This is a genomic window from Pseudomonas sp. TWRC1-2 (genome assembly GCF_049896685.1).
Lineage (GTDB): Bacteria > Pseudomonadota > Gammaproteobacteria > Pseudomonadales > Pseudomonadaceae > Aquipseudomonas.
The window spans coordinates 63,538-82,996 of record NZ_JAFCUU010000009.1 but is presented as its reverse complement, the minus strand read 5'-3'; the positions used below and the strand labels follow the sequence as shown (position 1 = coordinate 82,996).

The window sequence follows — 19,459 nt, the reverse complement described above, 5'->3', positions numbered from 1 at the left end:
TCCCTTAAATCACTGGCCCCACGAATCACGCAAGGTCACGGTACGGTTGAATACCGGCTGACCAGGTTTCGAGTCCTTGATATCTGCGCAGAAGTAACCTTCGCGCTCGAACTGGAAACGGTCTTCCGGCTGTGCGTCGCCAAGCGATGGCTCGGCACGACAACCGGTGAGCACTTGCAGGGAATCAGGGTTGATGTTGTCCAGGAAGCTCGCGCTGTCTTCAGCCTTTTCAGGGTTCGGCGAACGGAACAGACGATCGTACAAACGCACTTCGCACTCGATGCTGGCAGCGGCCGGCACCCAGTGGATGACGCCTTTGACCTTGCGGCCCTCAGGGTTCTTGCCCAAGGTTTCCGGGTCGTAGGAGCAACGCAGTTCGACGATGTTGCCATCGGCGTCCTTGATCGCTTCATCGGCGCGGATCACGTAGCTGCCGCGCAGACGCACTTCGCCATTCGGCTCCAGGCGCTTGTAGCCCTTTGGCGGCTCTTCCATGAAGTCATCACGGTCGATGTAGATCTCACGCGCGAACGGCAGCTTGCGCACGCCGAGTTCTTCTTTTTGCGGATGACGCGGCAGTTCGAGGTTCTCGACCTTGTCTTCCGGGTAATTGGTGATCACCACTTTCAACGGACGCAGCACGCACATGGCGCGCGGTGCGTTGGCGTCGAGGTCCTGACGGATGCTGAACTCGAGCATGCCGTAGTCGACCACGCCGTCGGAGCGGTTGGTGCCAACCATCTCGCAGAAATTACGGATCGACGCCGGGGTGTAACCGCGACGACGGAAGCCCGACAGCGTCGACATGCGTGGGTCGTCCCAGCCATGCACGTGCTTTTCATCAACCAGCTGCTTGAGCTTGCGCTTGCTGGTGATGGTGTAGTTCAGGTTCAGGCGGCTGAATTCGTACTGACGCGGGTGCGCCGGCACCGGCAGGCTGTCGAGGAACCACTCGTACAGCGGGCGATGGCTTTCGAACTCCAGGGTGCAGATCGAGTGGGTGATGCCTTCGATGGCGTCCGACTGACCGTGGGTGAAGTCGTAGTTCGGGTAGATGCACCACTTGTCACCGGTCTGGTGGTGGTGGGCATGGCGGATGCGGTACATGATCGGGTCGCGCAGGTTCATGTTCGGCGAGGCCATGTCGATCTTGGCGCGCAGCACGCGAGCGCCGTCCGGGAACTCACCGGCGCGCATGCGGTTGAACCAGTCCAGGTTCTCTTCGACCGAGCGGTCGCGGAACGGGCTGTTTTTGCCCGGCTCGGTCAGGCTGCCACGGTATTCCTTGGCTTGCTCCGGGGTCAGGTCGTCGACGTAAGCCTTGCCGGCCTTGATCAACTCGACGGCCCAGTCGAACAACTGGTCGAAATACTTGGAGGCGTAGCGCACTTCACCGGACCACTCGAAGCCCAGCCACTTGATGTCGCTTTCGATGGCGTCGATGTATTCCTGGTCTTCCTTGGCCGGGTTGGTGTCGTCGAAACGCAGGTGCGTGACGCCACCGAACTCCTGGGCCAGGCCGAAGTTCACACAGATCGACTTGGCGTGGCCGATGTGCAGGTAACCGTTGGGCTCAGGCGGGAAACGGGTGACGATCTGCGTGTGCTTGCCCGAATCCAGGTCCGCCTGGATGATCGGGCGCAGGAAATTGACCGGGACGGCAGGTCCGGCCTTGGAATTCGAGGTAGGGTCGACAGTGGGCTTGCTCATAGGATCCTTGAACAGACGAAGTGCTTGGCCAGAAGTAGGGGCCGATAAAACAAAGGGCTTATGATAGCCGAAGCTGTCAAGCCGCTGACAGAGCGTGGTCGAAAACTGCTGCATTTAATGCATCGGCGGTAAAAAACCACCTCGAAATTCCTGCAGGTCACGCTAAACTGCGCGCCTTGGCCTCTGTTTAGCCAATCAGGTAAGGCGCTCAGGCGTCCAAACCCACGAATTCCCTGAAAAGAGTAGTGAACATGACTCAAGTCAAACTGACCACCAACCACGGTGACATCGTCATCGAGCTGAACGCCGAGAAAGCGCCGATCACCGTCGCCAACTTCATCGAATACGTTAAAGCCGGCCACTACGAAAACACCGTTTTCCACCGTGTCATCGGCAACTTCATGGTCCAGGGCGGCGGTTTCGAGCCTGGCATGAAAGAAAAGAAAGACAAGCGCCCAAGCATCCAGAACGAAGCTGACAACGGCCTTTCCAACGACAAGTACACCGTCGCCATGGCCCGTACCATGGAGCCGCATTCGGCCTCCGCGCAGTTCTTCATCAACGTCGCCGACAACGCCTTCCTGAACCACAGCGGCAAGAACGTGCAGGGTTGGGGCTACGCGGTATTCGGTAAAGTGACCGAAGGCCAGGACGTTGTCGACAAGATCAAAGCCGTGCAGACCACCGGTAAAGCCGGTCACCAGGACGTTCCGGTAGAAGACGTTATCGTCGAGAAAGCCGAGATCGTTGGGTGATATTGCTGATTTCAGATTTGCATCTGGAAGAGGACCGCCCGGACATCACCCGGGCGTTTCTGGATTTGCTCCACGGGCGCGCCCGTGGCGCCCAGGCGTTGTACATTCTGGGCGACTTCTTTGAAGCCTGGATTGGCGACGATGGCATGACACCGTTCCAGCGTTCGATTTGCGCGGCCCTGCGTGAGCTGAGCGACAGCGGCACCCCGATTTTCATCATGCACGGCAACCGTGACTTCCTGATCGGCAAGGCGTTCTGCAAAGCTGCAGGCGCCACCTTGCTCAAGGACCCGAGTGTCGTGCAGTTCTACGGCGAGCCTGTGCTGTTGATGCACGGCGACAGCCTTTGCACCCGCGACCTTGGCTACATGAAGCTGCGGCGCATCCTGCGTAACCCGATTGTGCTGTTTATCCTGCGGCACCTGCCATTGCGCACCCGCCACAAGCTGGCGCGCAAGCTGCGCAGTGAAAGCCGCGCGCAGACACGCATGAAAGCCAACGACATTGTCGATGTGACGCCCGAGGAAGTGCCGCGGGTGATGCAGCAATTTGGCGTGCGCACCCTGGTCCACGGCCACACGCACCGCCCAGCGATCCATAAGCTGCAGATTGGTGATCAGGCGGCCAAGCGCATTGTGCTGGGGGATTGGGACAAGCAGGGCTGGGCGTTGCAGGTAGACGAGCAAGGGTTTGCGTTGGCGGCGTTTGACTTCGTCAATCCGCAGCTGGCGCTGCCTGGCGCCTGATTCTCAAACGCCACCGACCCAATGTGAACAGAGATCCAAATGTGGGAGCGGGCTTGCTCGCGAAGGCGGCGTGTCAGTCAACTCAAGTATCGACTGAACCACCGCCTTCGCGAGCAAGCCCGCTCCCACCTTTTTGACCGCGTACAACCTCGAATCAGTGCCCCGAAGCCTCCGGCCCGGCCTTCGCCGCAAACGGCGGTTTCGCCAGCCACACAATCACGATCAAGCCCATGAACATCCACCCCAGCAGCGTGAAGTAATCCACGGTGGACATCATGTACGCCTGGCTGGTGAGGATCTGGTCCAGCTGTGCATAAGCCTTGTGCCCTGCCCCGCCGAGTGCCTGCAAGGCATCACGGGTTGCCGAGTCGTACGTGGTCATGTTCTCGCTCATGTACGCATGGTGCTGGTCCGCCCGGCGAATCCAGATCCAGGTGGTCAGCGAGGCCGCAAAACTGCCGCCCAGGGTCCGCAGGAAGGTCGCCAGGCCCGCGCCGTCGGCGATTTGCGCCGGCGGCAGGTCGGACATCAGGATGCTCAAGGTCGGCATGAAGAACAGCGCCACGCCAATGCCCATGAACAGCTGCACCAGGGCGATGTGGGTGAAGTCGACTTCATTGGTAAAGCCGGCACGCATGAAGCAACTCAGGCCAATTGCCAAAAATGCCAGGCCCGCCAGCAAGCGCAGGTCGAACTTGTGCGCGTACTTGCCCACAAACGGCGACATCAGCACCGGCAGAATGCCGATCGGCGCCACCGCCAGGCCCGCCCAGGTGGCGGTGTAGCCCATCTGGGTTTGCAGCCATTGCGGCAGGATCAGGTTGATGCCGAAGAACCCCGCATAACCGAGCACCAGCACAATGGTGCCGATGCGGAAGTTGCGGTAGGCAAACAGCCGCAGGTTGACCACCGGGTGCTTGTCGGTCATTTCCCAGATAACGAACACCGCCAGGGCTATCGCCGAAATCACGGCACCAACGATGATGAAGTTGGATTCGAACCAGTCCAGGTCATTGCCCTTGTCGAGGATGATCTGCAGCGCGCCGACACCGACGATCAGGCTCAGCAGCCCGACGTAATCCATGGGCTGGTAACTGGTGACCACCGGACGTTTCTTCAACTGCGAACGCACCACCAGCACCGCAAAGATGCCGATGGGCACGTTGATAAAGAAGATCCACGGCCAGCTGTAGCTGTCGGTAATCCAGCCGCCGAGGATCGGGCCGGCAATCGGCGCCACCACCGTGACCATCGCCAGTAACGCCAGGGCCATGCCGCGCCTCGCCGGCGGGTAAACCGCGATCAGCAACGTTTGGGTCATCGGGTACAGCGGCCCGGCCACCAGGCCCTGCAGCACCCGAAAGCCGATCAGCTCAGGCATCGAGGTGGAAATACCGCAGAGGAACGAGGCCAGCACAAACAGGATGGTCGCCCACAAAAACAGCTTCACCTCGCCAAAGCGCCGGCTCAACCAGCCGGTCAGCGGCAAGGCAATCGCGTTGCTCACCGCAAACGAGGTGATCACCCAGGTGCCCTGCTCCGAACTCACACCGAGGTTGCCGGAAATGGTCGGCAAGGCCACGTTGGCGATCGTGGTGTCGAGCACCTGCATAAAGGTCGCCAGCGACAGGCCAATAGTGGCCATCAACAGGCTGGGTGGCGTGAACGAGGCGTTATTGCTCATCAGCGTTGCACAGCCTTGGGCGCGGCGAGGCTGTTGTCATGGATCAGCTGAGTGATCATGGCATCGGCTTCGGCCAATTGGCGGTCATATACGTTGGTGGTGAACGAGGCCTTTTGCGGCGCCTGTTGCGCCAGCACCGGGCCGCTCTTGTCGTGCAGGTCCACGTTGACCACGGTGCTCAAGCCCACACGCAGCGGGTGCTTGGCCAGCTCGTCGGCGTTGATGTGAATACGCACGGGCACCCGTTGCACGATCTTGATCCAGTTACCGGTGGCGTTCTGCGCCGGCAGCAAGGCAAACGCGCTGCCGGTACCGGCGCCCAGGCTGTCCACGGTGCCGCTGTACTTCACGTCACTGCCGTAGATATCCGACTCGATGTCCACCGGCTGGCCGATACGCATATCGCGCAGCTGGGTTTCCTTGAAGTTGGCGTCGATCCACAACTGGTTCAGCGGGATCACCGCCATCAACGCGGTACCCGGCTGCACGCGCTGACCCAATTGCACCGTGCGCTTGGCCACATAGCCGGTTACCGGTGCAATCAAGGTGCTGCGGGCGTTGGTCAAGTACGCCTGGCGCAGTTGCGCGGCGGCGGCCTGCACGTCCGGGTGGGACGAAATCACCGTGTCGTCCACCAGTGCGCTGGAGGTCTTGAACTGTTGCTGCACGTTGGCCAGGGCGCTTTGCGCCGAGGTCAGGTCGTCACGGGCATGGGACAGTTCTTCCTGGGAGATCGCGCCGCCGGCGGCAAGGTTCTTACGACGGTTGTAATTGTCCTGGGCCTTTTGCACGTTGGCTTGCTGCGCCAGCACCTGGGCTTTCATGCCATCAACGTTGCTGTACAAGCCCCGCACCTGACGCACGGTACGCGCGAGGTTGGCCTGGGCACTTTGCAGGCCGACAGCGGCGTCATTGGGGTCGAAGTTGATCAGCACCTGGCCTTCGTGGACCAGGTCGCCGTCGTCAGCGCCGATGCTGACCACAGTGCCGGTGACCAGCGGGGTTATTTCCACCACGTTGCCGTTCACATAGGCATCGTCGGTGCTTTCGTTGAAGCGCCCGTAAAGCTCATACCAGGCCCACACGCCGATCACGCCAAGAATCACGATCAGCGCCAGGCCGATCAGCATGATTTTGCGTTTGCGTGGGTTGCTGTCTTTTTGCTGCTCTTTGGGTTGCTCTGTTGCGTTGTTGCTTTCGGCAGTGGCCATGACAAATACCTCAAATTATTCCGTGCGTGTAGCTGGGGTGGTTACGGCCACGTTATCGGCGTTGTACCCGCCACCCAGGGCTTGCATCAATTGAATCGACAGATCGATCTGCGCAGCATTCAAGGCCGCCAACTGACGCTGGGCCTGCAGCAATTGCTGCTCGATGCTGAGTACATCCAGGTAATTCCCGATCCCCGAGCTGTAGCGCTGAACCCCGGTGTCGTAAGACTGCTGGGCAATGTCCGCGGCGTGTTGCTGGGCCTGGATCTGCCGACCGGTATCGCGCAATTGCGAAAGGGTGTTGCCAATATCGCCCAAGGCTTGCACCAGGGTTTTGTTGTACTGGGCCACCGCCAGGTCGTAATCGGCGTCGCGGGCATCGAGGTCGGCGCGCAGGCGGCCGCCGTCGAAGATCGGCAACGAGACCGTCGGCGCAATGCTGAAGAAACGGCTGGCCGAGCCAAACATCGCGTCGCCCAACAACGACTCGGCCCCGGCGCTCGCGCTCAGGTTGAGGTTGGGGTAGAAACGGGTCTTGCTCGCGGCGACGTTCTTGCTCGCCGCCTCGACGCGCCAGCGTGCGGCGATCAAGTCCGGGCGACGGCCCAGCAACTCGGCCGGCAGCACAGAAGGCACGGCAACGGCGCTGGGTTTGAGCACGTTCGGGCGGGTCAGCTCGCTGCCACGGTCGGGGCCTTTGCCGAGCAATACGGCCAGGGCGATCTTGGCGCTTTGCAGCTGTTTTTCTGCATCGATCAATTGCGACTCAGAGCTGGCTTCCAGGCTTTCGGTCTGCTGGTACTGGTACTGGCTGTCGATACCGGAACTCAGGCGGCGCTTGCTCAGGTCGAGCATCTGACGGGTGCGCTTGAGGTCGTCGGCGGCCAGGTCACGCACGATATGCGCCTGGCCCAGGTCGCTGTAGGCCTTGGCCACGTTGGCGGCCAGGGTCAGGCGCGCGGCTTGCTGATCGACTTCGGCGGCACGCGCCTGGCCCAACGCGGCTTCCCAGGCGGCGCGCTGGCCACCCCACAGGTCAAAGTTGTAGTTGAAGCTGGCGCCGATGTTACGCACGGTGGCGTAGGCATCGCCCTGCCCCAGCGGGTCCTGATCCTTGGCCAGGCGCGAACGGCTCACGCCGGCGCTGGCATCCAGGGTTGGCATGCGGGCGGCATCGGCGGCGTAGGCAGCGGCTTGCGCCTGGTGGGCACGGGCGCTGGCGACTTGCATGTCAGGGCTGTTTTGCAGGGCTTCATGGATCAAGCCGTCCAGCTGCGGGTCGCCAAGGCTCTTCCACCAATCGGCCGTCGGCCATGCGGCGCTCGACAAGGTCACGCCACTGAGGGACTTGCCGGTTTGCAACGTGTTGGCATCGAGGCGTTGGCCCTGGGTGTCGAGGCCGCTGAAGTTGGCACAACCGGCCATGCTCATCGCCACCAGCACCAGGCTAAGTGCGCGTGTGTTCATTGATTACCTACCCGCTGGATGACGATGGCGTCACCGGCAGCTATCAGAATTTTCGTGAGGATTTTTTCCAGGGTTTGCAACTCGCCGGGCTGCAGGGCGCCGGCCAGCTCATTCATCGCCTGCGCGCCGATGTGCGGCAGCATGTCTGCCAGGCGCTGGCCGTCTTCGGTCAGCACCAGCTGCACCTGGCGCCGGTCCTGCTCGGAACGCTTGCGCGCCAGCAGGCCCTTTTGCTCCAGGCGGTCGAGCATGCGGGTCATGGAACCGCTGTCCAGCGACAGGTTGCGACACAGCTCGGCGGGCGTGTCGACCTCGTACTGGGCAATGATGATCAACACCTTGAACTGCGCGGCGGTGACGCCATGCGGTTCCATATGCGTGTCGATAATGCGGTCCTTGAGCAGCGCGGCGCGGCCCAGCAACAGGCCGAGGTGGCAGTTGCGAAAGCTGTCAGGGGTGAAGTGGGTCATCGAAAGTCACCTTATTACTGCCTAGGCAGTGAATGTATGACAAGATGTTACTGCTTAGGCAGCGAATGTCAAATGGAATTATTAGCTTGCTTGCTAATTGACCGACAGGTGGGCTGCCCACAAACGAACGTGGGAGCTGGCGTACCTGCGATGACGGTCTGTCAGTCAATGAATCATCGACTGATGGACCGTCATCGCTGGCAAGCCAACTCCCACAGTGTTTGTGCGTGAGGGTTTAGAAATCGCGCTTGTAGAAGATATCCAGTGAACTGGCCACGCCACTGGCCACTTCCAGGTACACCTTTTTGCTCAGCAGGTAGCGCAGGGCAATCGTACTGGCCGGTTCGAACACCCCAACCCCATACCGCAGGCTGAGTTTTTCGGTGATCTTGCCGCTGGCCACCACGGCGGTGTTATTGCCGGTGCCCTGGGTGTCGAGGTCGAAGTCCTGGATACCCAGCTTGTTGGCGATATCCGAGGTGACCCCGGCGCTGCCCATCAACCCCAGCCCCAAGGCGGCTTCGGCCAGCATGTTGTTGTCTTCGCCGGTGTTGTTGCGCGAACGCCCCAGTACCAGATACGAGAGTGCATCCTCCTGAGGCATGGTCGGCTCGGAGAAGATCTGCGTGGTCGGTTGTTCGGCGCTGCCGCTCAAGCGAATACCGGCCGTCACCGTTCTGGACGGTTCGGTAACGACGCGCACCGCTTCGACATCCAGGAACGGTTGGTCCAGTGGCCCTGCAAACAACAGCCGCGCGCGGCGCACGTCCAGCCGCTGCCCGTAGGCACGGTAGCGGCCATCGTTGAGCCACAGCTCGCCACGGGTGTCCATGTTGTCGCCGATGTGCACATGGCCCTGCACTTTGGCGGTGAGCCCGAAGCCCGCGAAGTTGAGCTGGTCTTCGCCCACCACCACGTCGATGTCCATGGCCATCGCCATCGGCGCCTTGCCCTCCTCGGTCTGGCTGCCGACGATCACGGTGTCATCGGAGACCTTGACGGTGGACGGCGGCAATTCACGCACGGTGATGTTGCCACGCGGGATGTGCACCTTGCCGGCAATCGCCAGCTTGTCGTTTTTCAGGCTGATTTTCAGGTCCGGCGCCACTTCCAGCTTGGCGTAAGGCTCAACCGTGACCGGCAACTGCGCGCCTTGCAGGCTGAGGTCCACCACCAGCGCCTGGCCCCAGTCGATCTGCCCCTTGAGGCTGCCCTGCCCGGCCTTGCCGCTGTGCCACGCGCCATTCAACTGCACGCTTTCGCCGGCAATCAGGGCCTGCACGTTCAAGCCTTCAAGGCTGATCGGCAACTCCGGCCCGGAGACTTCACCGCCCACCAGATTCACGTTGCCGTTGACCTGCGGTGCCAGCAAACCACCGGAGATACGCCCGTTGCCGTTGAGCTTGCCGGTGAGTTTGTCCACCATCGGCACAAACGGTCGGGCCACGGCGAGGTCCAGGCCGTTGAGGCTGAAATTACCGGTGATCGGCTTGTTCTTCGGCAACGGGTTGATCTGCGCCTGCACCAGCAACTCGCCGAGCTTGCCGCCACGGAAGGTCAGCTGAGTGTCGATGCGTTTAGGGTTGAGGGTGGTTTCCAGCTTCAGGGTGTCGTAGGGGAAATCCACCCACTGAGCCTTGTCCTTGACGCGCAGGGTGCCACCGCTGGCATCCACCGCGATCACGCCTTTAGGCCCGCTGGCGGGCAGGTCGAGCTGCACGTCGGCGTTGAGCTTGCCTTGCCAGGCGAAATCCTTGGGCAGAAAGGCAGCCAGGCTGTCGATGGGGAATTGCTTGAGGTGGTAACGCAACTTCGGCTCAGGCATCAGGCGCTGATCTTCACCGCACAGGCTGGAATGGCCAGACACCCAGCAATGCGCCGCAAAGGTCAGCTTGCCGTCCGCCAGGCGTTCGATCCTGGCCGGGGCTTGCAGCTTCCAGTCCTGGCCACCGGCTTGAACGTCACCGCTGGCCAGGCGCCCGCGCCAGTTACCTTTGTCGAGGTTGCCATCGAGCGCCAGGCCCAGCTTGACCAGCGGCCCGGCCAGGTCCAGCTGGACTTTCTGGCTTTTGATATCCCCTTGGGCGCTGGCGGTCAGGGTGCCGACCTGGGTGTCGCCGGCCTGGATACCAATGCCCTTGAGGTCGATCTTCGCGCGCTGGGCGCTGTCGAGTGTGGCGTCGAGGGTGAGGTTTTGCAGTTGATTGTCGGCGAACGCCAGTTGCTGGCCTTTAAGGTCGAGTTTGCCTTGCGGCGCCTTCAACGTACCGGCCACATCGACGCGCCCGTTGATCTGCCCACGCAGTTGCGGCCACAACTGGGCCAGGCGCGTCAGCTTGATGTCGATCTGCCCGGCCACACGTTGCTGCAGGCTGCCGCTGCCATTGATGCGGTTATCACCCAGGCGGATGTCCAGGTTGGCCAGGGTCCATTGCTCGCCTGCGCCGTCTGCCTTGGCCGCCAGCACGGCAGTCTGACCGCGCAAGCGGCCCTTGAGGTCGAGGTCGGCGTTGAGCTTGAGTTGTTCCTGTTTGAACTCGCCCTTGCTGCGCAGCGGCCCAGCCAACGTGCCGGGTAACTCCGCGACCCAGTACGCCGGGTTCAGCGCCGACAGGTCCAGCGCGGTGTCCCAGGCAATGCCGTCGGCAAACTGCAGGCTCAGGTGGCCTTCAGCCTTGCCTTGGCCGGCCGTCAATTTCAGTTCGGGCAGGAAGAGTTGCTTGAGGTCGCCACTGAACGGCGTGACCACATTGAATTTGCCGGCCGGGCCGTCGAGGTCGGCCTTGAGGTTGCCGAGGTAATTGCCGTCTTTGTAGGAAATCTCGCCGTTGAGCGTATGCAGCGCGAACTGCGGCTCATCAATCAATGGATAGAGGCGGTGCCAGGGAAAATCCAGCCAATCGATCTTGGCGTCGGCGCTGAAGCCTTGTTGCCAGTCCAGATTGGCGCTGAGCTTGAGGCTTTGCTGGTCGCCGGCATTCAAATCCAGACCGGCGATCTGCGCGCCCTTGGCGTCAACCTTGCCCTGCAGCAGCAGGTCCACCGGGCCTTTTTCCGCTGGCAGCACGGCCTTGCCCAGCAGTTGATAACCGCTGCTCAGGTCGCCCTTGGCGGTGAGGTCCAGTTGATTGAGTTGCAGGGTGTCGGGCAAGTCGGCGCTGGGTTTGAAGCCATCGGCGCTGATGTGCAATTGCGCGGGCAAGTTCTCCACCAGTGGTTGCAGCTCACCGCTGAGTTTGGCGGGCAGGTAGCCACTGCTGTCGGCGTCGAGCTTGAGGGTCTTGAGCAAGTCTCCGTCGAGCTTGAGCGCAACCTTCCACGGCGCGCCGCCGGGCGCGTACGGCAGGCTCAGGTTGCCCGTGGCGCTCAACGGCCAGTTGCCGGTCGGTTGCAGCAGACCGGCCAGGTCCAGCACCAGGTCATCGCGTTGCAGGTGCACCGAGTCGATCTGCAGGCCCGCAGCGGTCCAGTGCGCCGCGAGCTGCAAGCCCTTGAGCTCTTCGCTGCCATTGAACAGCAGGCTACCGACGCGAACGTCGCCCAACTGGATCGCCACCGGCAGTTTCAACTCCGGCAGCTGGATCGGCCCACTGCTGCTGTCATCGGTACTGGGTGGGAATTGCAGGCTGACCTGTTCCACGTCCAGCTGGTTGATGCACAGGGTCATGCGCAGCAGGCAGGCCGGCGACCAGTCGAACTTCGCCGCATTCAGCTCGACCCGGCTGGTGTCTTGCTGCCACAACAGGTGGTCGACACGCCACTGGCCACCCAAATGCCCCTGGAAATTCTCAACCGTCAATCCGGGCACCTGGCGCAAGGCCCAGCGGCTGCCCGCTTGGCTGCCGAGTACCGCCCACAGTGCCAATAACACCACGGCGAAGACTGCCACGATGGCCAGCCCCGCTATTTTCAAACCACGCATCACAGCTCAGGCCCCATGGAAAAGTGCAAACGAATGCCGCCCGGATCTTCCAGGGCATGGGCCAGGTCGAGGCGGATCGGGCCCACCGGCGACACCCAACGCACGCCCACGCCCACACCGGTTTTCAGGCTCGGCATGTCCAGGCTGTTAAAGGAGTTGCCTTGGTCGACAAAGGTCGCGATCCGCCATTTTTCGGCGATGGAATATTGATATTCGGCACTCAGCGCCACCATGTAGCGGCCGCCGATGCGGTCACCGCGATCGTTTTCGGGTGACAAGGTCTGGTACTCGTAGCCACGCACGCTCTGGTCACCACCGGCAAAAAAGCGCAGCGATGGCGGCACCGATTTGTAGCCATTGGTGGCACTGCCGCCAAACTGCGCACGGCCGAGGAAACGGTGGTTGTCCCACAAGGTGGTCAAGCCCTTGATCGTGGCGGTGCCGTAAAGCAGGTTGGTGTCGGAACCCAGGCCTTCCTTGGCGACCTTGGCGTCGAACATCAGGCGATAGCCATTGTGCGGGTCGATGCGGTTGTCGCTGCGCAGGTAGGAATAATTGATCCCCGGCATCACCAGGTTACTCAGGCCCGAGTCATTGCCCAGGCGGTATTCTTCGCGCTGGTATTTGAGCGAGATGACCCGCGTCCAGCCGCTGGGCAATTTGCTGTGCCATTCAGGGCCGAGGGTGAGCAATTTACTCAGGGTGTCGGTATTGGCGATCTCTTCATTCTGGTAGCCGCCGGCAAAACGCAGTTTGTCGGTGAGCGGTGGGTCCAGCGGGATGTCGTACCACAGGCCGACGTTCTGGCGCGGCGCCGACAGCTCGGCTTCCCAGCCATAGCTGTGACCTTGTGGGTTGACCCAGTGACGCGTCCAGTTGGCTTTGCCGCGCGGGCCGACGTCGGTCGAGTAACCCAGGCCCAGGCCCATGGTGCGCGGCTTGCGGGTGTCCAGTTGCACCGCCACCGGGATCACATCGTTGGCCGAGGCTGCGGGGCTTGCGTCTACGCGCACGGCTTCGAAAAAGCCACTCGCCTGCAGGTTCTGGTTGAGTTCGGCGATCAGCTCGGAGTCGTAAGGGTCGCCGCTTTTGAACGGCACCATGCGTTGCAGCAGGTCTTCATCAAACGGCGTGTCGCCGGCAAAGCTGACCTTGCCCATGCTGTAGCGCGGGCCGCTGTCGTAAATGAGTTCGATATCGGCGACGCCGGCTTTGGGGTCAACCGAGAGTTTCTGGCTGGTAAAGCGCCCGCTGAAAAAGCCGTAGCGCGAGGCCTGGTTCTGGATCAGACGCTTGGCGTCTTCGTAGTGGCCGTGGTTGAGCACGGCGCCGGATGTGAGGTCGCTGCTGTCGGGCACGCGAAAAGCCTTGAGGCTCGCGGCCTGGCCGTCAACCCGAATGGTCACGTTGCGCAAATGCACCGGCTCGCCGGGGTCGATGGTGAGGATCAGGCGTGGATTCTTGCCGCCTTTTACATCACTGACGATTTGTGGCTGATAGTAGCCCAGCGCCTGGGCCGCCTTGCGGGCCTGCTCTTCGGCGCCGCGGCTGAACCGCAGCAGGGCTTCTTCATCACGATCGCCTACCCCGCCGATATAGCCTTCGATGTTGGCTTTCAACGCGTCGTTTGTAGGCTTGATCCGCACGTCCAATTCGCTTTGCGCCAAGGCGCCGCAGCTTGTGAACAGCAGAATCAAGCCGCTGGTAAATCTTCCTGGAAACTTCATAGGCGCGGATGCTACACGAGCTGGGGAGAGACTTTGAACCCGGAATTATCTGAATAATTCTGCATTAAGCCGTTGCAACATGTAACGACTGCGGATTGGGGTGGAAAAACACGTGCTCCAGGATAGGCCCTATCGCCACTTCACCGATTTCCTCATAGCCCTGGCGCTTATAAAAATCCAGGTAGCGTGAGTTGCCGGTATCGAGCACTACGCCTGAGGAATGCGGGTCGTCGGCGCACCAGTTGTGCACGGCCTCAAGCAATTGCTCGCCATAGTGTTTGCCCTGAAATTGCGGGTGGATGCCCAACAACGGCAGTACGTGCACCGACTCGGTCGGCAGGCACGCCAGCACCGCGTGATGGTATTCCAGGTAACGGCGAGTGCCGCGCACACCGGTACTCAACCACATGCGCAATTGCCACGCCCAGCTTTCGGTAATGCCCAGGCGCCGTTGCGGTGGCGCAATAAGGGCGATGCCGATCAGCCGGTCGTTGACGAACAGGCCGATGGCGGGCAGTTTCTGAAAGAAATGCTGCTTGACCAGCTCACGCACCGTGGCGCGTACCCGCTGTTCATAGCCTGGGCGTTCAGCTTCGAAGATGTAGGCGAACGTCGGCTCATGCCGATAAGCCTGGTAGAGCATGGAGCGCGCTTCGCGCGAATAGCCGCTGTTGAGCAGGCGGATCTCGGCAAGGGCCGTCGAAGTGTCAGGCATACAGTCAATCTCCCTGGGCGCCATTCAGAAGATGGCGTTCTTATGGGTACGAACCTACGCAGCACCAGTCGTTCCCAGACATTAGCAGTGCATCTGCTCGACCGCCACGCTGGCCCCCGTCGGACTTGTCGGCTAGCATCGCCCTTTTGCCAGACTGGACTGCCGACCATGAAAATCGTCTCCTTCAATATCAACGGGCTGCGCGCCCGCCCTCATCAGCTGGCGGCGCTGATTGAAAAGCATCAACCCGACGTGATCGGCCTGCAGGAAACCAAGGTTCATGATGACCAGTTCCCGCTGGCCGAAGTGCAGGCGTTGGGCTACCACGTTTATTACCACGGCCAAAAAGGCCATTACGGCGTGGCCCTGCTCTCGCGCAAAGAAGCGCTGAGCGTGCACAAAGGTTTTGCCAGCGATGAAGAAGACGCACAGCGCCGCTTCATCTGGGGCACCTTCGCCGACGAGAACGGCAACCCCGTGACCATCATGAACGGCTACTTCCCCCAGGGCGAAAGCCGCGACCACCCGACCAAGTTTCCGGCCAAAAAACGCTTCTACGAAGATTTGCAGCACCTGCTGGAAAGCCAGTTCAGCAATGACCAGGCCTTGGTGGTGATGGGCGACATCAACATCTCCCCGCAAGACTGCGACATCGGTATCGGCGCCGACAACGCCAAACGCTGGCTGAAAACCGGCAAGTGCAGCTTCTTGCCGGAAGAACGCGAGTGGATGGCCCGCCTGAAAAACTGGGGCCTGGTGGACAGCTTCCGCCACCTCAACCCGGACGTGGCCGACCGCTTCAGTTGGTTTGATTACCGCAGCCGTGGGTTCGAAGATGAGCCCAAGCGCGGCCTGCGCATTGACGTGATCATGGCGTCCAACGGCCTGGTGCCGCGGGTCAAGGATGCCGGCGTGGACTACGAGCTCCGGGCGCTGGAAAAGCCGTCGGACCACGCGCCGATCTGGCTGGAACTGAGCTGACGCGACTCAATGTGGGAGCTGGCTTGTGTGGGAGCTGGCTTGCCTGCGATGCAGGCACTTCGGTCTTCCAGCTAAACCGAGTTGATGCTATCGCAGGCAAGCCAGCTCCCACCTTTGGGTTGGTTGTGTGCCCGTCACACCGTTGAAACCTTACTGACTTAATCTCCCGGCACTCCCTTTGGCTTAAGAAGGTGCCGGCATGATGCTGCGCGTTCTGCTCCTGTTGATCCTGCCCCTCTACGCAGTTGCCGCTGCCCTGCCCGTTCCCGACCAAGGCCCCGCGTTGCGCATCCAGGGTTCCAACACCATCGGCGCCGCGCTCGGGCCCGCGCTGGTCATGGGCATGATGCAATACCAGGGCTTGCAGGCGGTGCACAGTGAACCGGGCGACGGCGCCAATGAACAGCGCGTGATCGGCAAGACCCGCCAAGGCAGGACGGTCACCATCGAGGTGGCGGCCCACGGTTCCAGTACCGGGTTCGCGGCGTTGAAAAAACTCAGCGCCGACCTCGCCGCGTCGTCGCGCCCGATCAAGGACAGCGAACTGGTGGACCTTGAACCGTTGGGCGACCTGAAAAGCCCCGAGGCTGAGCAAGTGATCGCCATTGATGGCCTGGCGATTATCCTCAACCCGCAAAACCCGTTGAATACCCTGAACACCGAGCAACTGGCGCAGATTTTCAACGGCGAAGTCGACACGTGGGAGGCACTGGGTGGCATCGGCGGGCCGATTCATTTGTATGCCCGGGATGATCAGTCCGGCACCTACGACACCTTTAAGGAACTGGTGCTACGCCTGCGCGGTAAACCCCTGGCGCCTGCCAAGCGCTTCGAATCCAGTGAGCAACTGTCCGACGCCGTAAGCCAGGACCCTCAGGGCATCGGCTTTATCGGCCTGCCGTATGTGCGCCAGGCCAAGGCCGTGGCAATCGTCGATGGCGACTCACAACCGATGTTGCCGTTGAACAGCCTGATTGCCACCGAGGACTACCCGCTGTCACGCCGACTGTTCTTTTACCTGCCGCCCTCGAGCCGCAACCCGTGGGCCAAGGCGCTCGTGGACTTTACCCAGAGCAGCAAAGGCCAGGCGATTGTCGCAGCCAACGGTTTTATCGCGCAGCAGGTGCAGGCGATCAGCGTGGAGCCGCGCCCGTCGATGCCTGCGGACTATCAAGCCATCGCGCGTGAGGCCCAGCGACTGAGCGTGAACTTTCGCTTCGAAGAGGGCAGCGCCAGCCTCGACAACAAGGCGCGCCAGGATTTGCAGCGGGTGGTGGCGTACCTGAAAAGCCACGACAAACTCCACAAGCAGGTGACGCTCGTAGGGTTTGGCGACGCCAAGAATGACCCACAGCGCGCCGCGCTACTGTCGAAGTTGCGGGCAATGGCGGTGCGCCGGGAACTGGTGAGGAACGGCGTGGTGCTGCGCGATATTCTGGGGTTTGGCGCGCAGATGCCGGTGGCGGCGAACACGGCGGACGAGGGGCGGATCAAAAACCGGCGAGTGGAGGTTTGGGTGCACTGACGCCTGGCGAGCAAGCCCGCTGTGGCGAGCGGGCTTGCCCCGCTGGCTACATTTACTGCCCGCTGCGCATCAGCTCTTTGGGCACGTACTTGCCGATCTCGAACTTGCCGATCGCCGCACGGTGCACTTCATCCGGGCCGTCGGCCAGGCGCAAGGTGCGTTGCATGGCGTACATGTAGGCCAGCGGGAAGTCGTTGGAAACCCCGGCACCGCCGTGAATCTGGATGGCGCGGTCGATCACTTTCAACGCCACGTTCGGCGCCACCACCTTGATCTGCGCGATTTCGCTTTTCGCAACTTTGTTGCCCACGGTGTCCATCATGTACGCCGCTTTCAAGGTCAGCAGGCGGGCCATGTCGATTTCCATCCGTGAGTCGGCGATCTTGTCGATATTGCCGCCCAGGCGGGCCAATGGTTTACCGAACGCGGTGCGGCTGACGGAGCGTTTGCACATCAGTTCCAGCGCGCGCTCGGCCATGCCGATGGAGCGCATGCAGTGGTGGATACGGCCTGGGCCAAGGCGGCCCTGGGCAATTTCGAAGCCGCGACCTTCGCCGAGCAGTACGTTTTCGTACGGCACGCGCACGTTGTCGAACAGCACTTCGGCGTGGCCGTGCGGGGCGTCGTCGTAACCGAAGACCGGCAATGGGCGCACGATTTTCACCCCGGGGGCATCCACCGGCACCAGGATCATCGAGTGCTGCTGATGACGCGGTGCATCCGGGTTGCTCAGGCCCATGAAGATCAAGATCTTGCAGCGCGGATCGCAGGCGCCGGAGGTCCACCATTTTTTGCCGTTGATCACCCACTCGTCACCCTGGCGCTCGGCGCGGGCGGCCATGTTGGTGGCGTCTGAGGACGCCACGTCCGGTTCGGTCATGGCAAAGGCCGAGCGAATCTCGCCGCACAGCAACGGCTCGAGCCAGCGTTGTTTTTGCTCTGCGTTGGCGTAGCGCACCAGCACTTCCATGTTGCCGGTGTCGGGGGCTGAGCAGTTGAACGGCTCCGGGCCCAGCAGGGAGCGGCCCATGATCTCGGCCAGTGGTGCGTATTCGAGGTTGGTCAGGCCGGCGCCCAGTTCGGATTCGGGCAGGAACAGGTTCCACAGGCCCTCGGCTTTTGCCTTGGCTTTCAACTCTTCCATGATGGCGGTGGGCTGCCAGCGGTCGCCTTCGCTGACCTGGCGTTCGAACACCGGCTCGGCCGGGTAAACGTAAGCGTCCATGAATGCGGTGACGCGTTCACGCAGTTCCTGAACCTTGGGCGAATAGGCGAAATCCATGAGCAGCTCCCTTCTCTGAGAGGTTGTTTAGGTCATGCAATCGATGCTAGAACAGCGCTGATAATTTACCTAGCCTATTCTCGGCGTGTATTAACATTCATCACCGATATATGATCGGCGCCTGAGCACCTGACAAATCGCCACCTAACAATAAGAGCGCAACGAAATGAATCTGAGCAAGGTCGACCTCAACCTCTTTATTGTCTTCGATGCGATCTACACCGAAGCCAACTTGACCCGTGCCGGGCAGATCGTCGGCATCACCCAGCCGGCGGTGTCCAACGCGCTGGCGCGCTTGCGCGAAACCTTCAATGACCCGTTGTTCGTGCGCACGGCCCAAGGCATGGTACCCACGCCGATGGCGCAGAACATCATCGGCCCGGTGCGCAATGCGTTGTCGTTGCTGCGGGTGTCGGTGCAGGAAAGCCGGATTTTCAACCCGCAGCAGGCGGCCAAAACCTACCGCATCAGCATGACCGACCTCACCGAAGCGGTGATTCTGCCGCTGTTGTTCCAGCGCCTGCGCCGCCTGGCGCCGACGGTGGTGATCGAGAGTTTCCTGTCCAAACGCCGCGAAACCACCAAGGAACTCGCCGCGGGGCGCCTGGATTTTGCCGTGGATGCGCCGCTTAACACCGACCCGCAAGTGCGCCACGTCAAGCTGATGGAAGACCGCTACGTGTGCGCCATGCGCAAGGGCCATCCGATGGCGGGCAAGGACAAATTCACGCTGGATGACTACCTGTCGCTGACGCATATCCATATCTCCAGCCGCCGCAACGGCCTGGGCCATGTGGACCTGGCCCTGGGCAAGATGGGCATCCAGCGCAAGATCGCCCTGCGCTCCCAGCATTACCTGATGGCCTCGCAAGTGTTGCAGCAGACCGACATGGTGATGACCGTGCCCGAGCGCTTTGCCCGGCGCCATGAATTGCACTGGTTCAACCTGCCGGTCAACGATGTGCCGCCTGTGGAAACCCACTTGTACTGGCACGAAAGCACCGACCAGGACCCGGCCAACCGCTGGATGCGCGAGCAAATGATCGAGTTGTGCCAACAGGTGACGGCGCATGAGAAGAAGCTCGATGGCAAGCAAGCCTGACCTGTGGCAAGCAGACCTTTTGTGGTGATCAGGCCCTGTGTGGCGAGCAGGCTTGCCCTGCGTTGAGCTGCGTAGCGGCCCCAATCCCAGGCGCCGCGTTTTACCTGAAAAATTGAGTCAATGTTTATTGCAGGCGCGTCACACCCAACGCAGGGCAAGCCT

General features: G+C 61.5%; 14 protein-coding genes. 5 read left to right on the top strand and 9 right to left on the bottom strand.

Annotated elements, in window-relative coordinates; all coding sequences use genetic code 11:
* Nucleotides 1-9: 9 nt before the first annotated feature.
* Nucleotides 10-1,710 carry a glutamine--tRNA ligase/YqeY domain fusion protein gene (locus ACP7B3_RS23835; protein ID WP_262206148.1) on the bottom strand — a complete coding sequence of 567 codons (1,701 nt, stop codon included), beginning with the start codon at nucleotides 1,708-1,710 and terminating at the stop codon, nucleotides 10-12.
* A gap of 251 nt (nucleotides 1,711-1,961) precedes the next feature.
* Here ACP7B3_RS23835 and ACP7B3_RS23830 point away from each other — a divergent pair, with 251 nt between their 5' ends.
* Both ACP7B3_RS23830 and lpxH read left to right on the top strand, forming a co-directional pair.
* Nucleotides 1,962-2,465, top strand: coding sequence for a peptidylprolyl isomerase (locus ACP7B3_RS23830; RefSeq protein WP_106578797.1), 504 nt, complete (start codon nucleotides 1,962-1,964; stop codon nucleotides 2,463-2,465).
* The gene (lpxH, locus tag ACP7B3_RS23825) at nucleotides 2,462-3,211 is read left to right on the top strand and encodes a UDP-2,3-diacylglucosamine diphosphatase (protein ID WP_369303195.1); all 750 of its coding nucleotides are present in this window, start codon (nucleotides 2,462-2,464) and stop codon (nucleotides 3,209-3,211) included. The genes ACP7B3_RS23830 and lpxH overlap by 4 nt, the downstream gene beginning before the upstream one ends.
* Nucleotides 3,212-3,365: 154 nt before the next feature.
* Here the strand turns inward: lpxH and ACP7B3_RS23820 are convergent, their stop codons facing one another.
* The 7 genes from ACP7B3_RS23820 to ACP7B3_RS23790 all read right to left on the bottom strand — a co-directional run bounded on the left by ACP7B3_RS23820 (nucleotide 3,366) and on the right by ACP7B3_RS23790 (nucleotide 14,407).
* Nucleotides 3,366-4,895, bottom strand: coding sequence for a DHA2 family efflux MFS transporter permease subunit (locus ACP7B3_RS23820; RefSeq protein WP_145164010.1), 1,530 nt, complete (start codon nucleotides 4,893-4,895; stop codon nucleotides 3,366-3,368).
* A complete protein-coding gene (locus ACP7B3_RS23815; protein ID WP_179608734.1) occupies nucleotides 4,895-6,106 on the bottom strand; it encodes an efflux RND transporter periplasmic adaptor subunit in 1,212 nt (403 codons plus the stop codon). Before ACP7B3_RS23815 ends, ACP7B3_RS23820 begins: the two co-directional genes overlap by 1 nt.
* 15 nt (nucleotides 6,107-6,121) lie before the next feature.
* Nucleotides 6,122-7,573 carry an efflux transporter outer membrane subunit gene (locus ACP7B3_RS23810; protein ID WP_242199386.1) on the bottom strand — a complete coding sequence of 484 codons (1,452 nt, stop codon included), beginning with the start codon at nucleotides 7,571-7,573 and terminating at the stop codon, nucleotides 6,122-6,124.
* Nucleotides 7,570-8,043, bottom strand: a complete 474-nt coding sequence (locus ACP7B3_RS23805; protein WP_145164004.1) for a MarR family winged helix-turn-helix transcriptional regulator — start codon at nucleotides 8,041-8,043, stop codon at nucleotides 7,570-7,572. Before ACP7B3_RS23805 ends, ACP7B3_RS23810 begins: the two co-directional genes overlap by 4 nt.
* A 235-nt stretch (nucleotides 8,044-8,278) precedes the next feature.
* Nucleotides 8,279-11,965 (bottom strand): translocation/assembly module TamB domain-containing protein, encoded by a 3,687-nt coding sequence (locus ACP7B3_RS23800; RefSeq protein ID WP_426181254.1) that lies wholly within the window; start codon nucleotides 11,963-11,965, stop codon nucleotides 8,279-8,281.
* Nucleotides 11,965-13,692 (bottom strand): autotransporter assembly complex protein TamA, encoded by a 1,728-nt coding sequence (locus ACP7B3_RS23795; RefSeq protein ID WP_242199384.1) that lies wholly within the window; start codon nucleotides 13,690-13,692, stop codon nucleotides 11,965-11,967. The genes ACP7B3_RS23800 and ACP7B3_RS23795 overlap by 1 nt, the downstream gene beginning before the upstream one ends.
* A 64-nt stretch (nucleotides 13,693-13,756) precedes the next feature.
* On the bottom strand, nucleotides 13,757-14,407 hold the full coding sequence (locus tag ACP7B3_RS23790) for a GNAT family N-acetyltransferase (protein WP_145163998.1): 651 nt from the start codon (nucleotides 14,405-14,407) through the stop codon (nucleotides 13,757-13,759).
* 168 nt (nucleotides 14,408-14,575) lie between these two features.
* Between ACP7B3_RS23790 and xthA the strand changes: the two genes are divergently transcribed.
* Both xthA and ACP7B3_RS23780 read left to right on the top strand, forming a co-directional pair.
* The gene (gene xthA, locus ACP7B3_RS23785; RefSeq protein WP_106578806.1) at nucleotides 14,576-15,388 is read left to right on the top strand and encodes an exodeoxyribonuclease III; all 813 of its coding nucleotides are present in this window, start codon (nucleotides 14,576-14,578) and stop codon (nucleotides 15,386-15,388) included.
* 199 nt (nucleotides 15,389-15,587) lie between these two features.
* The gene (locus ACP7B3_RS23780) at nucleotides 15,588-16,913 is read left to right on the top strand and encodes a substrate-binding domain-containing protein (RefSeq protein ID WP_426181249.1); all 1,326 of its coding nucleotides are present in this window, start codon (nucleotides 15,588-15,590) and stop codon (nucleotides 16,911-16,913) included.
* A 52-nt stretch (nucleotides 16,914-16,965) separates the two neighbouring features.
* Here the strand turns inward: ACP7B3_RS23780 and ACP7B3_RS23775 are convergent, their stop codons facing one another.
* Nucleotides 16,966-18,195, bottom strand: coding sequence for an acyl-CoA dehydrogenase (locus tag ACP7B3_RS23775; RefSeq protein WP_426181246.1), 1,230 nt, complete (start codon nucleotides 18,193-18,195; stop codon nucleotides 16,966-16,968).
* Between the two features lie 166 nt (nucleotides 18,196-18,361).
* On the opposite strand from ACP7B3_RS23775, the gene ACP7B3_RS23770 reads away from it, so the two are divergent.
* Nucleotides 18,362-19,297 carry a LysR family transcriptional regulator gene (locus tag ACP7B3_RS23770; protein ID WP_017136514.1) on the top strand — a complete coding sequence of 312 codons (936 nt, stop codon included), beginning with the start codon at nucleotides 18,362-18,364 and terminating at the stop codon, nucleotides 19,295-19,297.
* The last annotated feature ends 162 nt before the right edge of the window (nucleotides 19,298-19,459 follow it).

What these genes read in the sequence shown, in the direction of transcription:
- ACP7B3_RS23835 (WP_262206148.1), bottom strand. Translation starts at nt 1,710, where the DNA reads ATGAGCAAGCCCACTGTCGACCCTACCTCGAATTCCAAGGCCGGACCT.
- ACP7B3_RS23830 (WP_106578797.1), top strand. Translation starts at nt 1,962, where the DNA reads ATGACTCAAGTCAAACTGACCACCAACCACGGTGACATCGTCATCGAG.
- ACP7B3_RS23820 (WP_145164010.1), bottom strand. Translation starts at nt 4,895, where the DNA reads ATGAGCAATAACGCCTCGTTCACGCCACCCAGCCTGTTGATGGCCACT.
- ACP7B3_RS23815 (WP_179608734.1), bottom strand. Translation starts at nt 6,106, where the DNA reads ATGGCCACTGCCGAAAGCAACAACGCAACAGAGCAACCCAAAGAGCAG.
- ACP7B3_RS23810 (WP_242199386.1), bottom strand. Translation starts at nt 7,573, where the DNA reads ATGAACACACGCGCACTTAGCCTGGTGCTGGTGGCGATGAGCATGGCC.
- ACP7B3_RS23805 (WP_145164004.1), bottom strand. Translation starts at nt 8,043, where the DNA reads ATGACCCACTTCACCCCTGACAGCTTTCGCAACTGCCACCTCGGCCTG.
- ACP7B3_RS23800 (WP_426181254.1), bottom strand. Translation starts at nt 11,965, where the DNA reads ATGCGTGGTTTGAAAATAGCGGGGCTGGCCATCGTGGCAGTCTTCGCC.
- ACP7B3_RS23795 (WP_242199384.1), bottom strand. Translation starts at nt 13,692, where the DNA reads ATGAAGTTTCCAGGAAGATTTACCAGCGGCTTGATTCTGCTGTTCACA.
- ACP7B3_RS23790 (WP_145163998.1), bottom strand. Translation starts at nt 14,407, where the DNA reads ATGCCTGACACTTCGACGGCCCTTGCCGAGATCCGCCTGCTCAACAGC.
- xthA (WP_106578806.1), top strand. Translation starts at nt 14,576, where the DNA reads ATGAAAATCGTCTCCTTCAATATCAACGGGCTGCGCGCCCGCCCTCAT.
- ACP7B3_RS23780 (WP_426181249.1), top strand. Translation starts at nt 15,588, where the DNA reads ATGATGCTGCGCGTTCTGCTCCTGTTGATCCTGCCCCTCTACGCAGTT.
- ACP7B3_RS23775 (WP_426181246.1), bottom strand. Translation starts at nt 18,195, where the DNA reads ATGGATTTCGCCTATTCGCCCAAGGTTCAGGAACTGCGTGAACGCGTC.
- ACP7B3_RS23770 (WP_017136514.1), top strand. Translation starts at nt 18,362, where the DNA reads ATGAATCTGAGCAAGGTCGACCTCAACCTCTTTATTGTCTTCGATGCG.